Source organism: Mesorhizobium sp. M0074 (assembly GCF_040322975.1).
Classification (GTDB): Bacteria; Pseudomonadota; Alphaproteobacteria; order Rhizobiales; family Rhizobiaceae; genus Mesorhizobium.
On the sequence record NZ_JAMYUM010000010.1, the window covers coordinates 125,811 to 141,502 of the forward strand.

Annotated in this window: 13 protein-coding genes and 1 pseudogene; 9 read left to right on the forward strand and 5 right to left on the reverse strand. The window is 63.5% G+C overall.

Going from position 1 to position 15,692, the window contains the following annotated elements; all coding sequences use genetic code 11:
• Positions 1 to 107: 107 nt before the first annotated feature.
• Positions 108 to 415, reverse strand: a pseudogene (locus tag NKJ73_RS15785) (ferritin-like domain-containing protein); the annotation flags it as partial.
• A gap of 401 nt (positions 416 to 816) precedes the next feature.
• On the opposite strand from NKJ73_RS15785, the gene NKJ73_RS15790 reads away from it, so the two are divergent.
• Positions 817 to 1,155, forward strand: coding sequence for a hypothetical protein (locus NKJ73_RS15790; protein ID WP_023675950.1), 339 nt, complete (start codon positions 817 to 819; stop codon positions 1,153 to 1,155).
• A 188-nt stretch (positions 1,156 to 1,343) separates the two neighbouring features.
• Positions 1,344 to 2,582, forward strand: coding sequence for a M24 family metallopeptidase (locus tag NKJ73_RS15795; RefSeq protein WP_352570092.1), 1,239 nt, complete (start codon positions 1,344 to 1,346; stop codon positions 2,580 to 2,582).
• A 9-nt stretch (positions 2,583 to 2,591) separates the two neighbouring features.
• On the opposite strand, the gene NKJ73_RS15800 is transcribed toward NKJ73_RS15795, so the two are convergent.
• Entirely contained in the window at positions 2,592 to 3,464 is an 873-nt protein-coding gene (locus NKJ73_RS15800; RefSeq protein WP_352570094.1) for a helix-turn-helix domain-containing protein, read from the reverse strand.
• 106 nt (positions 3,465 to 3,570) lie between these two features.
• On the opposite strand from NKJ73_RS15800, the gene NKJ73_RS15805 reads away from it, so the two are divergent.
• The 6 genes from NKJ73_RS15805 to NKJ73_RS15830 all read left to right on the forward strand — a co-directional run bounded on the left by NKJ73_RS15805 (position 3,571) and on the right by NKJ73_RS15830 (position 11,873).
• Entirely contained in the window at positions 3,571 to 4,842 is a 1,272-nt protein-coding gene (locus tag NKJ73_RS15805; protein WP_023675947.1) for an extracellular solute-binding protein, read from the forward strand.
• A 205-nt stretch (positions 4,843 to 5,047) separates the two neighbouring features.
• Positions 5,048 to 5,908, forward strand: coding sequence for a carbohydrate ABC transporter permease (locus NKJ73_RS15810; protein WP_352570095.1), 861 nt, complete (start codon positions 5,048 to 5,050; stop codon positions 5,906 to 5,908).
• The gene (locus NKJ73_RS15815) at positions 5,905 to 6,756 is read left to right on the forward strand and encodes a carbohydrate ABC transporter permease (RefSeq protein ID WP_023675945.1); all 852 of its coding nucleotides are present in this window, start codon (positions 5,905 to 5,907) and stop codon (positions 6,754 to 6,756) included. Before NKJ73_RS15810 ends, NKJ73_RS15815 begins: the two co-directional genes overlap by 4 nt.
• Before the next feature lie 8 nt (positions 6,757 to 6,764).
• Positions 6,765 to 7,862 (forward strand): ABC transporter ATP-binding protein, encoded by a 1,098-nt coding sequence (locus NKJ73_RS15820; RefSeq protein WP_023675944.1) that lies wholly within the window; start codon positions 6,765 to 6,767, stop codon positions 7,860 to 7,862.
• A 56-nt stretch (positions 7,863 to 7,918) separates the two neighbouring features.
• The gene (locus NKJ73_RS15825; RefSeq protein ID WP_352570096.1) at positions 7,919 to 9,952 is read left to right on the forward strand and encodes an aldo/keto reductase; all 2,034 of its coding nucleotides are present in this window, start codon (positions 7,919 to 7,921) and stop codon (positions 9,950 to 9,952) included.
• A 139-nt stretch (positions 9,953 to 10,091) separates the two neighbouring features.
• Positions 10,092 to 11,873, forward strand: coding sequence for an NAD(P)/FAD-dependent oxidoreductase (locus tag NKJ73_RS15830; RefSeq protein ID WP_023675942.1), 1,782 nt, complete (start codon positions 10,092 to 10,094; stop codon positions 11,871 to 11,873).
• Between the two features lie 154 nt (positions 11,874 to 12,027).
• On the opposite strand, the gene NKJ73_RS15835 is transcribed toward NKJ73_RS15830, so the two are convergent.
• From NKJ73_RS15835 to NKJ73_RS15845, 3 genes are all read right to left on the reverse strand, one after another.
• Complete coding sequence (locus NKJ73_RS15835) at positions 12,028 to 13,257, reverse strand: amidohydrolase/deacetylase family metallohydrolase (RefSeq protein ID WP_023675941.1); 1,230 nt, start codon at positions 13,255 to 13,257, stop codon at positions 12,028 to 12,030.
• Between the two features lie 22 nt (positions 13,258 to 13,279).
• Positions 13,280 to 13,645 (reverse strand): RidA family protein, encoded by a 366-nt coding sequence (locus NKJ73_RS15840; RefSeq protein WP_023675940.1) that lies wholly within the window; start codon positions 13,643 to 13,645, stop codon positions 13,280 to 13,282.
• A 358-nt stretch (positions 13,646 to 14,003) separates the two neighbouring features.
• Positions 14,004 to 14,432 (reverse strand): Lrp/AsnC family transcriptional regulator, encoded by a 429-nt coding sequence (locus NKJ73_RS15845; protein WP_023675939.1) that lies wholly within the window; start codon positions 14,430 to 14,432, stop codon positions 14,004 to 14,006.
• A gap of 123 nt (positions 14,433 to 14,555) precedes the next feature.
• On the opposite strand from NKJ73_RS15845, the gene NKJ73_RS15850 reads away from it, so the two are divergent.
• Positions 14,556 to 15,659: a saccharopine dehydrogenase family protein gene (locus NKJ73_RS15850; RefSeq protein ID WP_023675938.1), complete on the forward strand. Its 1,104-nt coding sequence runs from the start codon at positions 14,556 to 14,558 to the stop codon at positions 15,657 to 15,659.
• Positions 15,660 to 15,692 lie beyond the last annotated feature (33 nt).

The following is a 15,692-nucleotide window of genomic DNA, read 5'->3' on the forward strand; positions in this document are numbered from 1 at the left end:
CGTTCGAACCGCCTATATCTTGACTTCTCAGACCAGAATCTAGGGGTCAGGAGTTCGACCCTTTTCGGGCGAGCCAATTGAACTCACTAGCTTTTTGGACGCCATGGGCGCATGAACTCGCCGATTGCAGGCGTGTCAAAGCTGACCTGTTTGCCGCCGACGACAGCGCCGGCCTTCGGGCCAGCATCCGAGTCTTCGATCCCTTTTCCGGTTGTACCGCGCAGGTAATATTCGGCTTCCATATATATTCGAGATTGAGGGCGAACCGGAAAAAAATGTCTTCGTCTTTGACCTCATCCTGCGCATAGGCCCGGGAAACCGGGGCAAGGCCGGTGGCCGAAGCGAGCGTTGCTCCCAGGCCAAACTGCAACGCGCGGCGGCGCGAAACACGAAATGCAGGCGTGACGCGGATCATGGCTTCCTCCCAAAAGCCCGCCGGCATCAAACATTTTGGCACCTCAAAAGCGCGCCTGCGCTCCCAACTTCACGAAATGTGGAATGTTCCTCAATCACCTTGAATGATCTCACCGATGGCCGAGCAGCTAGGTTTCCTCGACCCTAGCCTGATGTCAGCCGACGCACACTGCGCTGTAGCGGCGCCGGATCTGCCGGCAGCAAAAATCCCGCCGCTGCGGTCGTCCGAAGTACGCTGTCGATAAAATTCAGGACTTTTGCGTATCGATTTCGGACCAAGGTCCGTCTTGTAGAATACTGTATTTGAACAAAGCTAGGTAACAGCCGACTTTCGGATTCGAAAGTCCTGACGTTTTTCATCTGAAACCCATCCTGGCGGGAGGGCGACTCGAAGGAGGAACTATGAAAACGCGCACCTGTCTATTCGCGACTGTAGCCGCTCTCACCCTTGTCGCATCTCCGGTACTCGCTGCTCCCGGGGGCAATGGCAATGGCAACGGCAATGGCGGCAGCAACGGTAACGGCGGAAACTCGGCTGGGGCCGGCTCGCAGGGACACGGAGCCGCCACTTCCGCCGCGGCCAAGGACAAGTCGACGACCGGCGTTGCTCATGCAATGGCGGTCGTTGCCACGACACCGGCCTCACCGCAGGCTACGCTGGCCTTGCAGGCAGCGCTGGATAGGAAGGCCGCGAAAGACGCGGCAGACACTGCCGACGACACTTCCGACGAAACCGAGTAAGCATTCGAAACAGACCACTCGTCGCGTTGAAAGCCGTGGTTCGCCGCGGCTTTTTTCGTTTCCCGACGACGAACTCTCAAGGTGAACAGCGCTTCCAGAAAAAAGCTGCTCCACGGCGGCACTGAAGCTACGCTAAGGCCAAACGCCGCCGCATCGGCGTCGGATTCGAGTGCATTCGAGGAGATCCCATGACCGGCTTTGTCGACCGCGAGCGCGCAACTGACCTGATGCAGCGCGCCGGCATCGAGGCGCTGGTGCTTTGCGAGCCCGAGGCGTTCCAATATTCCACCGGTGCCTGGATCGGCCCGGCCGGCCTGTTCCGGCGGGCCGGCGCCGGTTTCGTCGTTATTCCCAAGCGAGGCGACCTGCCGATCGGCGTCGTGGTGGCGGATTTCCAGGCTGCCCGGCTCCGGGCGGCGATGGCCGGCGCCGTGCTGCGCACGCATGCGATCTGGATCGAATCGGCGTCGCTCGAGCCGGCGACGGCTGACCGGCCTGTTGCGCAGCGCATCGAGGCCGGCCTGGTTGGCCGCGCTCCCGGTTTTTCACGTCCGGCGACCTTTGAGCTTGCCCGCTCCGTCCGCGAGCTGAAAACGATCTTTACAGAATTCGGGCTGGAGCGTGCGACGCTCGGCATCGAGCTGGATTTCGTCTCGGCCAGCGATTTTTCCGCGCTGCAGGCGATGTTGCCGGGCACTGCCCTGGTCAACGGCTCACCGGTTCTCGACAGGCTGCGGGCAATCAAATCGCAGAGCGAGATCGACCTTCTGCAGCAGGGCATCGCCCTGTCGGAAGCCGGCCTGTCGCGGCTGCAGCAGCATGCGACGACCGGCATGCGTCAGTCTGAGCTGGTCGCGCTTTACCGGCAAGGCGTCGCGGATGCAGCCGCCGGGTCGTCGCAGCAAATCTCGACGGCGGAATACGTCACGCTGGGCGCTCGCCCAAAAGGCGCCGACGCCGTCGCCGCCGCCGGCGATCCGCTGAAGGCCGACATGGTGTGCAGCGTGAACGGCTATGCCTCGGATATGTCGCGGAATTTCACCTTCGGGCCGCCGTCGCCCGAACAGGCCGAATTGCATGCGATAGCCGAACGCGCCTTCGCCGACGGGCTTGTCACGCTTATGCCCGGAAAGCCGTTAGCCGCCGTGCATCGCGCCGCCAGCGAAAGCCTGGCGCGCCAGGGCCTGCGTTCCTATCGCCGCGGCCATTTCGGCCACGGCGTCGGCAATTCCGTGTTTTCCGAGCAATGGCCGTTCATCTCGGCCGACAGCACTGTCGTGATCGAGGCCGGCATGGTGCTGGCATTCGAGATCCCGCTCTACATCGACGGTCTCGCCAGCTTCAATCTCGAGGACCAGTTCCTGATCACCGCCAACGGGCCGTCGCCGATGAACCGCCTGCCGAGGCGCCTGGATATTATCGCTTGAATCCAGCCGTTATCTGGCGCCGGCCACGCCCCTGCGGAAATCCGACGGCGACATGCCGGAAAGCTTGCGGAACGACTTGTTGAAGGCACTGAGCGAGCCGAAGCCCGATTCCATGGCGACGCGCAGCACATTGGCATCCTGATGCATCAGCAGCGCCTGCGCGTAGCTGAGGCGCAGCAAATTCACATATTCATTGAGCGTCATGCCGGTCGATTTCTTGAAGATGCTCATGGCGTATTTGGGATGGATATCGGCCGCCGCGGCGATATCGACGCAATCGATCTCGTAGAGGAAATTCTCGGCGATGAAGTCGCACATGCGCCCGACATTGCGCAGCGATTGCTGATCGAAGGGACTGCCTATCTCCTGTTCGACCGGGGTTTCGGGCACCAGCCGGTAAGGCTCGAAGCGCACCCGCTCCAGCCGCAGCAAAAGCTCGTTGACGGCATGCTCGGCCTTGACCGGGTCGCCGGAGCGGGCATAGCGGTTCCAGCGCTCGAAATTGTGGTCGTCCGACCGGTCGGTGGCGTCGGTCACCAGCGTCGCCCCGGTCATCAGTCTGTTGCGGACCTCGACGGGCAAATGGAGCCGGAAGAAATGCACCAGCGGCAAATGCGCGCCGGCATAGATGGCATCGTCGGAGGCTTCGTCCATCTGGTGCGGCAGGCCGCCCCAGAACAGACACATGTCGCCAGCAGAGAGCGAAAGCTCGTGCCCGTCCATACGGTAATGCACGGCGCCGCGCACGATGAAATTCACCTCGACCTGGGCGTGCCAATGCGGCTTGAGCATCACCAGGGGCTGGGTGTGGAACATCTGCAGCAGCAGCGGCAGGCCCTCCACGCTGCTGGCGCCAGGCTGGTAAAACGGCCTTTCCGGCATCTTACTTTCCGCTCATTTCTTATTCCCTTTGTCGCGGACAAGGCTTTCCCGAGGCCTAGTCTAGCCACGCTCGCAAACAGAGAGCAACTGAAATGGGAGGATTTCAATGCGCATAAAATTGACCTGCGCCGCGCTCGCGCTTGCCTTGGGCTCCAGCCCGGCCTTTGCGCAGTCCGGTGAAATCACGATCTGGAGCTGGAATATCGCCGCTTCGTCGCTGAAGGCCACCATAGCGGGCTTCAACAAGCAGTATCCCGACATCAAGGTGACGGTCGAGGACCTTGGCAACCAGCCGACCTACGACAAATCGATCGCCGGCTGTGCCGCCGGCGGCGAGGGGCTGCCTGACATCGTTACGATCGAGAACGGCGAAGCCGAAAACTACTGGAGCCAGTTCCCGGATTGCTTCGTCGACCTGCATACGCTCGGCTACACCGCGGAAGACCAGGCAAAATTCCCCGACTTCAAGCGTACCGAGCTCGAGGTTGACGACAAGGCCTATGCGATGCCCTGGGATTCCGGTCCAGTGGCGATGTTCTACCGCCGCGACTTCTACGAGAAGGCTGGCGTCGATCCGTCCTCGATCAAGACCTGGGACGATTTCATCGCCGCCGCCAAGAAAATCCAGGCCGCCAATCCCGGCGTCACGATGACCAACGCCGATTTCAACGGCGATTCCGAATTCTTCCGCATGATCTCCAACGAGCAGGGTTGCGCCTACTTCTCCGCCGACGGGCAATCGATCACGGTCAACCAGCCCAAATGCGTCGATGCCATGACCAAGATCAAGGAGATGAAGGACGCCGGCATCATTTCCTCTGCCGACTGGAGCACCAAGATCACCAACAACACCGCCGGCAAGGTCGCCACGCAGATGTATGGCGGCTGGTATGAAGGCACCGTGCGCACCGAATCGCCCGATGGGGCAGGCAAATGGGGCGTCTATCTGATGCCGAGCCTGACCGCCGACGGTCCGCGCGCCGCCAATCTCGGCGGCTCCTCGCTCGCCATCACCTCGGTGTCGAAGAACAAGGAAGCCGCCTACGCCTATCTGAAATACACGCTTGCGACGAATGAGGGCCAGATCACCATGCTGAAAGGCTTCGGCCTGGTGCCGTCGCTGATCTCGGCGCTCAACGACCCTTATGTCTCCGAAGGCCTGCCCTATTGGGGTGGCCAAGCCGTGTGGAAGGACATCCTCGGCACCTTGCCCAAGGTCGTCCCCAGCCGCGGCACGCCGTTCCAGAGCGACGCCGAAATCATCATCCGCGCGGTGCAGACCAAATATCTGGCCGGCGGCTATCCCGACGCCAAGGCAGCGCTCGACGATGCCGCAAGCCAGATCGCCGCGGCGACCGGCCTGCCGGTCAAGTCGTGATCTAGACGAGGCGGCTCCGAGCGCGCGGCTCCCCTTCTCTCCTTGTGGGAGAAGGTATCGCCGAAGGCGACGGATGAGGGGTGCTCCAGCTTGGCGCCGGCGGCACTCCGGCCATCACCCCTCAACCGTCTCGGCGCTACGCGCCGATCCACCTTCTCCCACAAGGGGAGAAGGCAAGAACTTGAAAGCAGAAAGGAGGAAAACGATGCGCTACCAGAACGCCACGGCATATCGCTTCCTCGCGCCGTATCTGCTGATTTTTTCGATCTTCTGGCTGTGGCCGATCATCGATTCCTTCCTGATCTCGTTCCAGGCGACGCGCACCGTGCCGTGGCGCTTCGCGCCGACCTTCAACTGGGGCCGGCTGATCGGCGATCCGGCCTTCTTCAATGCCTTGAAGAACACATTGCTGATCCTTGTCATCCAGGTGCCGGTGATGATTTCGCTGGCGATTGTGATGGCGGTGCTTTTGAATTCGCCACTGCTCAAGGCCCGTGCCCTGTTCCGCTTTGCCTTCTTCGCGCCGGTCGTGGTCGGCGAGGTCGCCTATTCGGCGGTTTTCCGGCTGATGTTCAATCTCGACTACGGCATCATCAACAAATTGCTGAACAGCATCGGCCTGCCCAGTGTCGACTGGTTTACCAACGTCACCCCGGCGATGGCGGTGATCATGATGGCGGTGACGTGGCGCTGGGCCGGCTACAACGCCATCATCCTGCTCGCCGGCCTGCAGTCGATTCCCGAGGATGTCTACGAGGCGGCGACCCTGGACCGGGTCAGCAAGGTCAAACAGTTCTTCTACATCACGCTGCCGCTGCTCAAGCCGATCATCGTGTTCTGCGCCGTGCTGTCGATCATCGGCACCATGCAGCTGTTCACCGAGCCCTTCCTGATCACCGAGCGCGGCGGGCCGGGCGGCGGCACCGAAACGCTCGGGCTGCTGCTTTACCGCCAGGGCTTCCGGTCGCTCAATTTCGGCTACGCTTCGGCCGTCGCCTACACCATGGCCGGGCTGGCGATTGCCATTTCGCTGGTGCAGATATGGCTGACGAGGGAACCGAAATGACCTCGCACTCAAGAGTCAGCCGTTCCCAGGCCAGATTGGGACGCAGCATCGCGCTGCATCTGTTCCTGACGCCGCTGGCGCTGGTCTGGCTGTTTCCGCTGTGGATGATGGTGGTTTTTTCGACGATGCCCGACAACGGCATCTTCAGCCCCGACATCGAGCTTTTGCCGCATGGCAATTTCCTCGACAATGTCAGCAATCTGCAGCGCGGCACCAATTTCATCGGCGCCATCGGCATCTCCGTCTCGGTGGCGGTGACCTATACCTTCCTGTCGGTGATGCTGACCTCGATGGCCGGCTGGGCGCTGGCGCGTTACAACTTCTTCGGCAAGGGCATGGTCGTCGCCATCATCTTCGGCACCATCACGCTGCCCTATGCGGTCGTGCTGATCCCGCAATTCATCATGGTGGCGCGCGACTTCAAGCTCGCCAACACTTGGGTGGCGCTGATCGTGCCGCCGCTGTTCAATTCGCTGGGCGTGCTCTTCATGCGGCAGAGTTTTTCGATGATGCCGCACGAGCTGTTCGACGCCGCCAAGGTCGAGGGCGTCAAGGAATGGCGGATATTCCTGTTCGTCGCACTGCCTCTGGCGCGGCCGATGCTGGCGGCGCTCGCCATCATCCTCTTCCTTGCCTCCTGGAACAACTATCTCTGGCCGCTGCTGATCAATTCCAAGCCGGGCGCAATGACCGCGCCCGTGGCGCTCGGCACGCTGATCGGTCTCACCAAGGTGTCCTGGGGCGGCATCATGGCGGGCGCGGTGATGCTGACGGCGCCAATGCTCGTCGTGTTCGTGCTTCTGCAGCGCCATTTCGTTGCCGGCATCGCCGCCGGCGCCATCAAGTAAGGATCAGCATGGCGGCAGTCACACTCAAAAACGTCATCAAGCGCTTCGGCGTCTTCGAGATCGTCCACGGCGCCAATATCGACATCGATGACGGCGAATTCGTCGTCTTCGTCGGCCCTTCCGGCTGCGGCAAGTCCACGCTGCTTCGGATGATCGCCGGGCTCGAGGACATCAGCGACGGCGAGATCGCCATTGGCGGCAAGGTGGTGAACGACGTCGAGGCGGCCGATCGCGGCATCGCCATGGTGTTCCAGTCCTACGCGCTCTATCCGCACATGACGGTCGAGCAGAATCTGAGCTTCGGCCTGAGAATGACCGGCAACCCCAAGGCAGATACCGAGCGGCGGGTGAAGCGGGCTTCCGAAATCCTGCGCATCGCCGAGCTGATGAAGCGGCGGCCGCGGCAATTGTCGGGCGGCCAGCGCCAGCGCGTCGCCATCGGCCGCGCCATCGTGCGTGAGCCGCAAGTGTTCCTGTTCGACGAACCGCTCAGCAATCTCGATGCCGAGCTCCGGGTGCAGATGCGCGTCGAGATATCGCGCCTTCATAAGGAACTCGGCGTTACCATGGTCTATGTCACGCACGACCAGACCGAGGCGATGACACTGGCCGACAGGATCGTCGTGCTCAACGCCGGCAATATCGAGCAGATCGGCGCGCCGCTCGATCTCTACGACGACCCCGCCAACCGCTTCGTTGCCGGCTTCGTCGGCTCGCCGAAAATGAACTTCCTGGCGGCAAAAATGGTCGGGGCCGACAACGGTGCGGCGGTCGTCGAACTGGTCAATCATCGCGGCGCGCGACTGCGCAAGCCGCTTTCGGATGCCTTGCCTGCAACAGGCGGCGATGTTGTGCTTGGCGTGCGGCCGGAGCATTTCTTCGATGCCGGCCAGGGCGATTGCGACCTTACCCTCAAGGCCGACGTCGCCGAGCACTTGGGATCGGTGAGCTATGTCTATGCCAATTCCGGTACCGGGGGCGGACGCGAGGAACTGATCATCGAGCGCGAGGCCTCGCGGCATCGCGCGAACGGCGACGACCTGGTGGTGTCGATCAAAGCCGACCGCTCGCTTCTCTTCGACGCCACCGGCGCACGCATTCGCTAACCCATCTTTCTTTTGTCCGATCGCGATTGCTCGCGGCCACCCCACGGAGATTTGACATGACGTCCAAACCAGAAAAAGTTCGCTGGGGCATTCTCGGGCCCGGCAACATCGCCAAGGCTTTTGCCGGGGGCGTCGCCCATTCGCGCACCGGCACATTGGTCGCCTTAGGGGCGCGCAATCCCGGCAAGGCGGGGCTCACCGAGGCTTTCCCCGGCGCTCGCATCCTGGACGGCTACGAGGCTTTGGTTGGCGATCCGGATGTCGACGCGATCTATATTTCGACGCCGCATCCGAGCCATGCCGAATGGGCGATCAAGGCGGCCGAGGCCGGAAAGCACGTGCTTTGCGAAAAGCCGCTTGGCCTGACCGCATTCGAAGCCGACGCCATGATCCATGCCGCGCGCAAGGCCGGCACCTTTCTCGGCGAAGCCTTCATGTACCGGCTGCATCCGCAGACGGCCAAGCTGGTCGAGCTGATCAGGGCCGACGCGATCGGCGACATCAAGATGATCAAATCCAGCTTCGGCTTCGCCATGCCGGGCTTCATGCCGGAGCACCGTCTCTACGCCAAGGATCTCGCCGGCGGCGGCATTCTCGATGTCGGCGGTTATCCCGTCTCGATGGCGCGGCTGATTGCCGGCGCAGCAGTGGGAAAGCCCTTCGCCGAGCCGGACAAAGTCGTCGGCGCTGCGCATCTCGGCCAATCCGGCGTCGACGAATGGGCGTCGGCGCTGTTGCATTTTCCGGGCGGCATCGTCGCGGAAGTGTCCTGCAGCATCTCGCTCGCTCAGGACAATGTCTTGCGTATTCTCGGCAGCAAAGGCCGCATCGAGGTGGCGGATTTCTGGTATGCCGGCGGCCAGCAAGGCGGCACCGGCGAAATCCGCATCATCCGTCCGGGTGACACTGAGGTGGTCGAGGTCACGGAGGACGGCTGGCTGTACGCATTTGAGGTCGACGCCGCCGGCGAGGCCATTCTCGGCGGAAAGCAGGAGTTCGCCTGGCCCGGCATGGGCTGGGCCGACAGTCTCGGCAATCTGCGCGTGCTCGACAAATGGCGGGCCGCAATCGGGCTCGAATACGACATCGAGAAACCGGCAAAGCGCGTCAACACGATCTCCGGACGGAAGCTGCGCTCCGGCGGAACCGCCATCCCCAAGCGCAGCATTCCGGGCCTGCCGCGGCCGGCCTCGTGCCTGGCGCTCGGCTTCGAGGATTTCCGCACCTTTTCGTCGGGCGCCATCCTGCTCGATGCTTATTTCGAGGCCGGCGGCAATCTGTTCGACACCGCCTTCGTCTACGGTTCCGGCTATACCGAGACGCTGCTCGGCCAGTGGCTGAAGAACCGCGGCGTGCGCGAGCAGTCGGTGGTCATCGGCAAGGGCGCGCACTCGCCGCTCTGCTATCCCGACGTCATCGGCAAACAGCTCACCCAGTCGCTCGAACGGCTGCAGACCGACCATATCGACGTCTATTTCATGCACCGCGACAATCCGGATGTGCCGGTCGACGAGTTCGTCGATGCGATGGACCGCGAGGTCAAGGCCGGCCGCATTCGCGGTCCGTTCGGCGGCTCGAACTGGACGATGGAACGCATGGACAAGGCGATTGCCTATGCCGAGCGCACCGGGAAGCAGAAGCCCGGCGCGCTTTCCAACAATTTCTCGCTGGCCGAAATGCTGGAGCCGATCTGGGCAGGCTGCGTCACCTCCTCCAGCGACGAATGGAAGACCTGGCTCACCGCCCGGCAGATGCCGAACTTCGCCTGGTCGAGCCAGGGCCGCGGCTTCTTCACCGACCGCGCCGGCCGCGACCGGCGCGACAATGAGGAGCTGGTCCGGGTCTGGTACTCGGAGAAGAATTTCGGCCGTCGCGACCGCGCCATCGAGCTCGCCAGACGGCTGGGCAAGAGCCCGATCCACGTCGCGCTCGCCTATGTCCTGGCGCAGCCCTTTCCGTCCGTCCCGCTGATCGGGCCGCGCACGCTCGACGAATTGGAAGACAGCCTCCAGGCGCTCGACATTTCACTTTCGCCGGACGATCTTGCATGGCTGGATAGCGGTTCGGATCAGGCCCGCGCGCGGGCCTGACGGCAGCGGCAGTCGCTTCGGCCTACGCTGCGCCCTTAGCTTCCGGACTGTTTGCACGGCCCTTACCCTCTCCCGCAAAGAACCGGGAAAGGGTAAGAATGAGGGCAGCGCAAACGTCACTGGAAGTTAGGGAAGACAGATGCTCGACATCGCACCGACGAAACAGGCGGCCACCTGGCTTGGTTCTTTTGCGCGAGCACTCGAGGCCGGCGACGTCGAGGCCGCAATCAACCTGTTCGTCGAGGACTGCTACTGGCGCGATCTCTTGACCTTCACCTGGAACATCAAGACGATGGAAGGCCGCGCCGCGATCCGCGACATGCTGGCGGCGACGCTGGCAACGACAAAGCCTGCCCGATGGCAGCTCAGCGGCGAAGCGACTTCGGACGAGGGCATGATCGAAGCCTGGTTCAGCTTCGAGACGTCATCGGCGTGGGGTCAAGGCGTCATGCGCCTCAGGGACGGCAAATGCCGGACGCTGTTTACGGCGATGAGCGATCTCAAGGGGTTGGAGGAGCGCAAGGGCCCGGCGCGGCCGCTGGGTGTCCGCCACAAGGCAGACCCGGAACGCGAAACCTGGCTGGAGGCGAGGCGCCGCGAGGCGCGTGACCTCGGCGTTAGCCAACAGCCCTACTGCCTGGTTATCGGCGGCGGCCAGGGCGGCATCATGCTGGGGGCGCGGCTCAGGCAATTGGGCGTGCCGGCCATCGTCATCGAGAAGAACACCCAGGCCGGCGATTCCTGGCGCAATCGCTACCGCTCGCTCGTGCTGCACGACCCGGTCTGGTACGACCATCTGCCCTACATCCCGTTTCCCGAGAACTGGCCGGTGTTCACGCCCAAGGACAAGATGGGCGACTGGCTGGAGATGTATACGCGCGTCATGGAGCTCAACTACTGGACCTCCACGACATGCGTCAGCGCGTCCTATGACGAGACCGAAAAGGTCTGGACGGTCGAGCTCGACCGCGCCGGCGAGCGCATCACGCTAAAGCCGAAGCACATCGTCTTTGCAACCGGTGCTTATGGCCCGCCCAGGCGCATCGACCTGCCGGGCGCCGAGGTCTTCGACGGCGAAATCCTGCATTCCAGCCAGTATTCCAGCGGCGAAAAATTCCGCGGCAAGAAGGTCGCCGTCATCGGCGCGGCAAGTTCCGGCCATGACGTCAGCGTCGACCTCTGGGAGAGCGGCGCCGAGGTGACCATGGTCCAGCGCTCGCCGACGACGGTGGTCAAGTCGGACACGCTGATGGAGATCGGTTTCGAGATCTTTTCGGAAAAGGCGCTGGCCCGCGGCATCACCACCGAGAAAGCGGACATGATCGTCGCCTCGACGCCGTTCGCGCTGCTGCCGCAAGGCCAGCGGGCGCTTTACGACATCATCAAGGCGCGCGACGCGGCCTTCTACGATCGCTTGCGCGGCGCCGGCTTCGCCATCGATTTCGGCGACGACGAGACCGGGCTCCTGATGAAGGCCTACCGCACCGGCTCGGGCTTCTACATCGATGTCGGCGCTTGCGACCTGATCATCGACGGCGAGATCGGCATCCGCAGTGGCGTCGGGATCAAGTCGCTGACGCAGACAGGCATCCTCTTCGACGACGGCACCGAACTGGCGGCCGACGCAATCATCGCCTGCACCGGCTATCTCTCGATGAACGAAACCGTGGCGGCGATCGTCTCGCGCGAAGTCGCCGACAAGGTCGGCCCGTGCTGGGGGATTGGCTCGGGCGTGAAAGGCGACCCGGGTCCGTGGCAAGGCGAATTGCGCAACATGTGGAAGCCGACGGCACAGGAAGCGCTGTGGTTCCACGGCGGCAATCTGGCGCTGTCGCGCTTCTATTCGAAGTACGTCGCGCTGCAGATCAAGGCGCGCATGGAAGGCATTGCGACGCCGGTCTATGGAGCGCCGGGGCGGTGACGGCCGATCTCCCCCCTTGAGGGGGAGATGGCCGGCAGGCCAGAGGGGGGCGCCGCGCGTCGAGCGCCAACCTCCATCCGTTGCAGGAAGACGAGCCCGGTCGAACCGACCCCCTCTGTCGCCTTCGGCGACATCTCCCCCTCAAGGGGGGAGATCACCCACGCCCGAAATGCCGGCTCGCCACATCGACATGAGTGTCGTGCGCATGCGCTTCGAAGCGTTCGGTCTCGCCGAGATCGTCCACCGCCTCGTTCGGCCACCAGCTGCCGCCGACCACGATTCCGTCCGAGACCAGCCTTTGCTCGGCGACCAGCGAGGCGCCGACCGAATCGACAAAGGTGAAGCGGCCCGGACGCAGCCGCAACACCGCGATGTCGCCGACCGCACCCACCGCAAGCCTGCCGAGATCGGGCCTGGCGATCGCTTCGGCAGGGCGCTGCGTGGCGGCGCGCAGCACCTCGACCAGCGGCATGCCGAGCGCCAGCAGCTTCGACATGCAGACCAGGATGTCGAAGGCCGGCCCGTCGACGCAGTAGAGATGCACGTCGCTGCTGATCACGTCCGGCGCCAGCCCCTCGCTGAGCATCGCTTTCGCCACTTCGAAATCGAACGAGCCCATGCCGTGGCCGATGTCGAAGATGACGCCGCGCTCGCGCGCCAGCCGCATATCTGGCCGCACCGCCCCCGAGGCGAAGACCGGCGCGTTGGGAAACGGCCGGAAGCAGTGGGTGAGGATGTCGCCCTTGCGCAGCCGCGGCAGCACTTCCGAGCGGCCCGGCGGCGGCTCGTCTATGTGCGCCATCAGCGGCAGGCCGGCTTTGTCGGCGGCTTCGAGCGCGAGATCGACCGGCGCGATGCCGCTGGTGCCGCCGGCATGGCGACCCGAGCGGACCTTGACGCCGACAACCACGTCCGCGTGCTCGCGAGCCGCCGCTACCGTCTCGCGCGGTTCGCAGAGCCGGAGATCGCTACACTCGCCGACCGCCACGGTCTGCGAGAAGCCGAATATGCCGGCAAAGGAAATGTTGACATAGGCCAGGATGCGGACTTTCGAGCGCTCGATGACGTGGCGGCGAAAGCCGAGGAAATTGCCGGCGCCGGCACTTCCGGCATCGATGAAGGTGGTGGTGCCGCTCTTTGCGGCGAGCCGGTCGGCATCGACGCCGAGCGACGTGCCGCCCCAATAGACATGGCTGTGCAGGTCGATCAGGCCCGGCGCGACGATGGAGCCCGTGGCATCGATGACGCGGGCGGCACGTTCGAAGGGGATTTCGGTGTCGATCGCGGCGATACGGCCGTCGGCAATCGCCAGATCGCTCTGCGCGTCGAGGCCGGACGCCGGATCGATGAGGCGGCCGCCTTTTATCAGGAGATCGAATTGCATCGCGCCTGTCTCCACTTTCCCGTCAGGCCGGCCTGTAGGCAACGGCCTCGACCTCGATCTTGATGTCGATCATCAGCCGCGACTCCACTGTCGTGCGCGCCGGCGGGTCTTTCGGGAAATGCCTGGCATAGACGGTGTTGAAAATGCCGAAATCGCGGGCGTCTTCGAGCCAGACCGTCGTCTTGACTACGTCGTCGAGGGTACAGCCGGCCAGCGCCAGTGCCGCCTTGACGTTCGACAGCACCTGCTCGGTCTGTTCGGCGATGCCGCCCTTGACCACCAGCCCGTCTGTGCCGACCGGCACCTGGCCTGAGACATAGACGAAATCGCCGGCCCTGACCGCCGGCGACAACGGCACATGGGATTTTCCAAAACACTGCTTGGGCAAGGAGGCCTCCTGTCTAGGTTCTTTGGGTGAACGCGCGGTGCTGCGAGAGATAGGGGGCGGCTGCACGCCATCGATCCACATTTTGAAAGCCTATATCGCTTTGCTGCGGTAACGCCACAACGATCACCGCCCTTGGTGATCCTTCGCGACCCCCTCTGTCCTGCCCTCTTTGCGATCACTTGGCATCTCCCCCTCTAGTGGGGAGATCGGCAGCTTCGCCGATAGCATCCATTCAGCCACCTTGGAGATTGGCGAAAGCCGCGGTGACATCCAATCTCCCCCTGGAGGGGGAGATGCCCGGCAGGGCAGAGAGGGGGGCGCTGTCCCGACAGCGTCTGGACCCGCGACACCAGCCGGCTCAGCGGTCGATCCGCGTCGACAGGATGATCGACGACGACGTGCGCTCGACTCCGTCCATGGCGCCGATCTGGTCGAGAAGCGTGTCGAGATCCCTGATCGACGGCGCCTCGACGATGACGATCATATCGAAATTGCCGCTGACCGAGTGCAGCGTGCGAACCGGTGCCAGCGCCTGCAGGCTGCGCACCACCTTGTCGGCAAGCTTGGGGGTGACGGTGAGCAGGACATGCGCCCTGACCAGCCCCTGCTCGTAATCCGGCAACAGCCTGACCCCGTAGCCGGCGATGATGCCGCGCTGTTCCAGCCGCTCGATCCGGCTTTGCACCGTTGTTCGTGAGACGCCGAGCCGCCGCGCCAGTTCGGCGGTCGAGGCGCGCGCATTGGTGCGCAGCAGGGAAAGCAGAGCCTGGTCGGCATCGCTGAGCATTTCGACGAACCTTACCGGCACATTGCCCAAAGAGAGGCTGCGTTTCGTACAATCTCACGCTTCCTTTCGACAGGCAAGCTGCGATTCTAACCGTGAATTTAGCATTGGTGCGAGGGACCGGTCATGAAGGAAATCATCGTCGTCGGCGCCGGCAAGATCGGCTCGACCATTGCCGAGATGCTGGCTTCCACGGGCGACTACCATGTCACGCTCATCGACCGCTCGGCGGCGCAGCTCGGCGCGGCCGAACTGTCTGAAACGGTCGAGACGCTGGAACTCGATATCGAAGCCGCCGGCACGCTCGAAGCCGCCTTGGCCGGCAAGTTCGCGGTGCTCAGCGCCGCGCCCTTCCATCTGACCACGCGCATCGCCGAGGCGGCGGCCAGTGCCGGCGTGCATTATCTCGATCTGACCGAGGACGTCGTCAGCACCAGGCGCGTCAAGGAACTGGCGCGTTCCGGCAACAGCGCCTTCATTCCGCAATGCGGGCTGGCGCCGGGCTTCATCTCGATCGTTGCCAACGATCTCGCCAGCCGCTTCGACACGCTGGAAAGCGTGCGCATGCGGGTCGGCGCGCTGCCGCAATACCCGTCGAATGCGCTGAACTACAATCTGACCTGGAGCACCGACGGCGTCATCAACGAATATTGCGAGCCGTGCGAGGCGATCGTCGAAGGCGAGCTTGTCGAAGTGCCGCCGCTGGAGGAGCGTGAAGAATTCTCGCTCGACGGCGTCACCTACGAGGCGTTCAACACCTCGGGCGGGCTGGGCACGCTGGCCGAAACGCTGAAAGGCAGAGTGCGGACGCTGAACTACCGCACCATCCGCTATCCCGGCCATGCCGCGATCATGAAGGCGCTGCTCAACGACCTCGGCCTGCGCCACCGCCGCGACGTGCTGAAGGACATTTTCGAAAGCGCCCTGCCGGCGACGCTGCAGGACGTGGTCATCGTCTTCGTCACCGTCAGCGGCCGCAAGAACGGCCGCCTGCTGCAAGAGACCTACGCCAACAAGATCTACGCCAAGCGCGTCGGCGAAACGGTGCGCAGCGCCATCCAGATCACCACCGCCTCCGCCATCTGCGCGGTGCTCGACATGCTGGCCGACGGCAGCTTGCCGGCCAGGGGCTTCATCAAGCAGGAGGACATCGCCCTCGACGCCTTCCTAGCCAACCGCTTCGGCCGCGCCTATGCGCAGCACGAAATGGTTAGCCGGCTTGCAGGGTGAGCTGCGTAATCTCCCCCCTCGAGGGGGAGATGT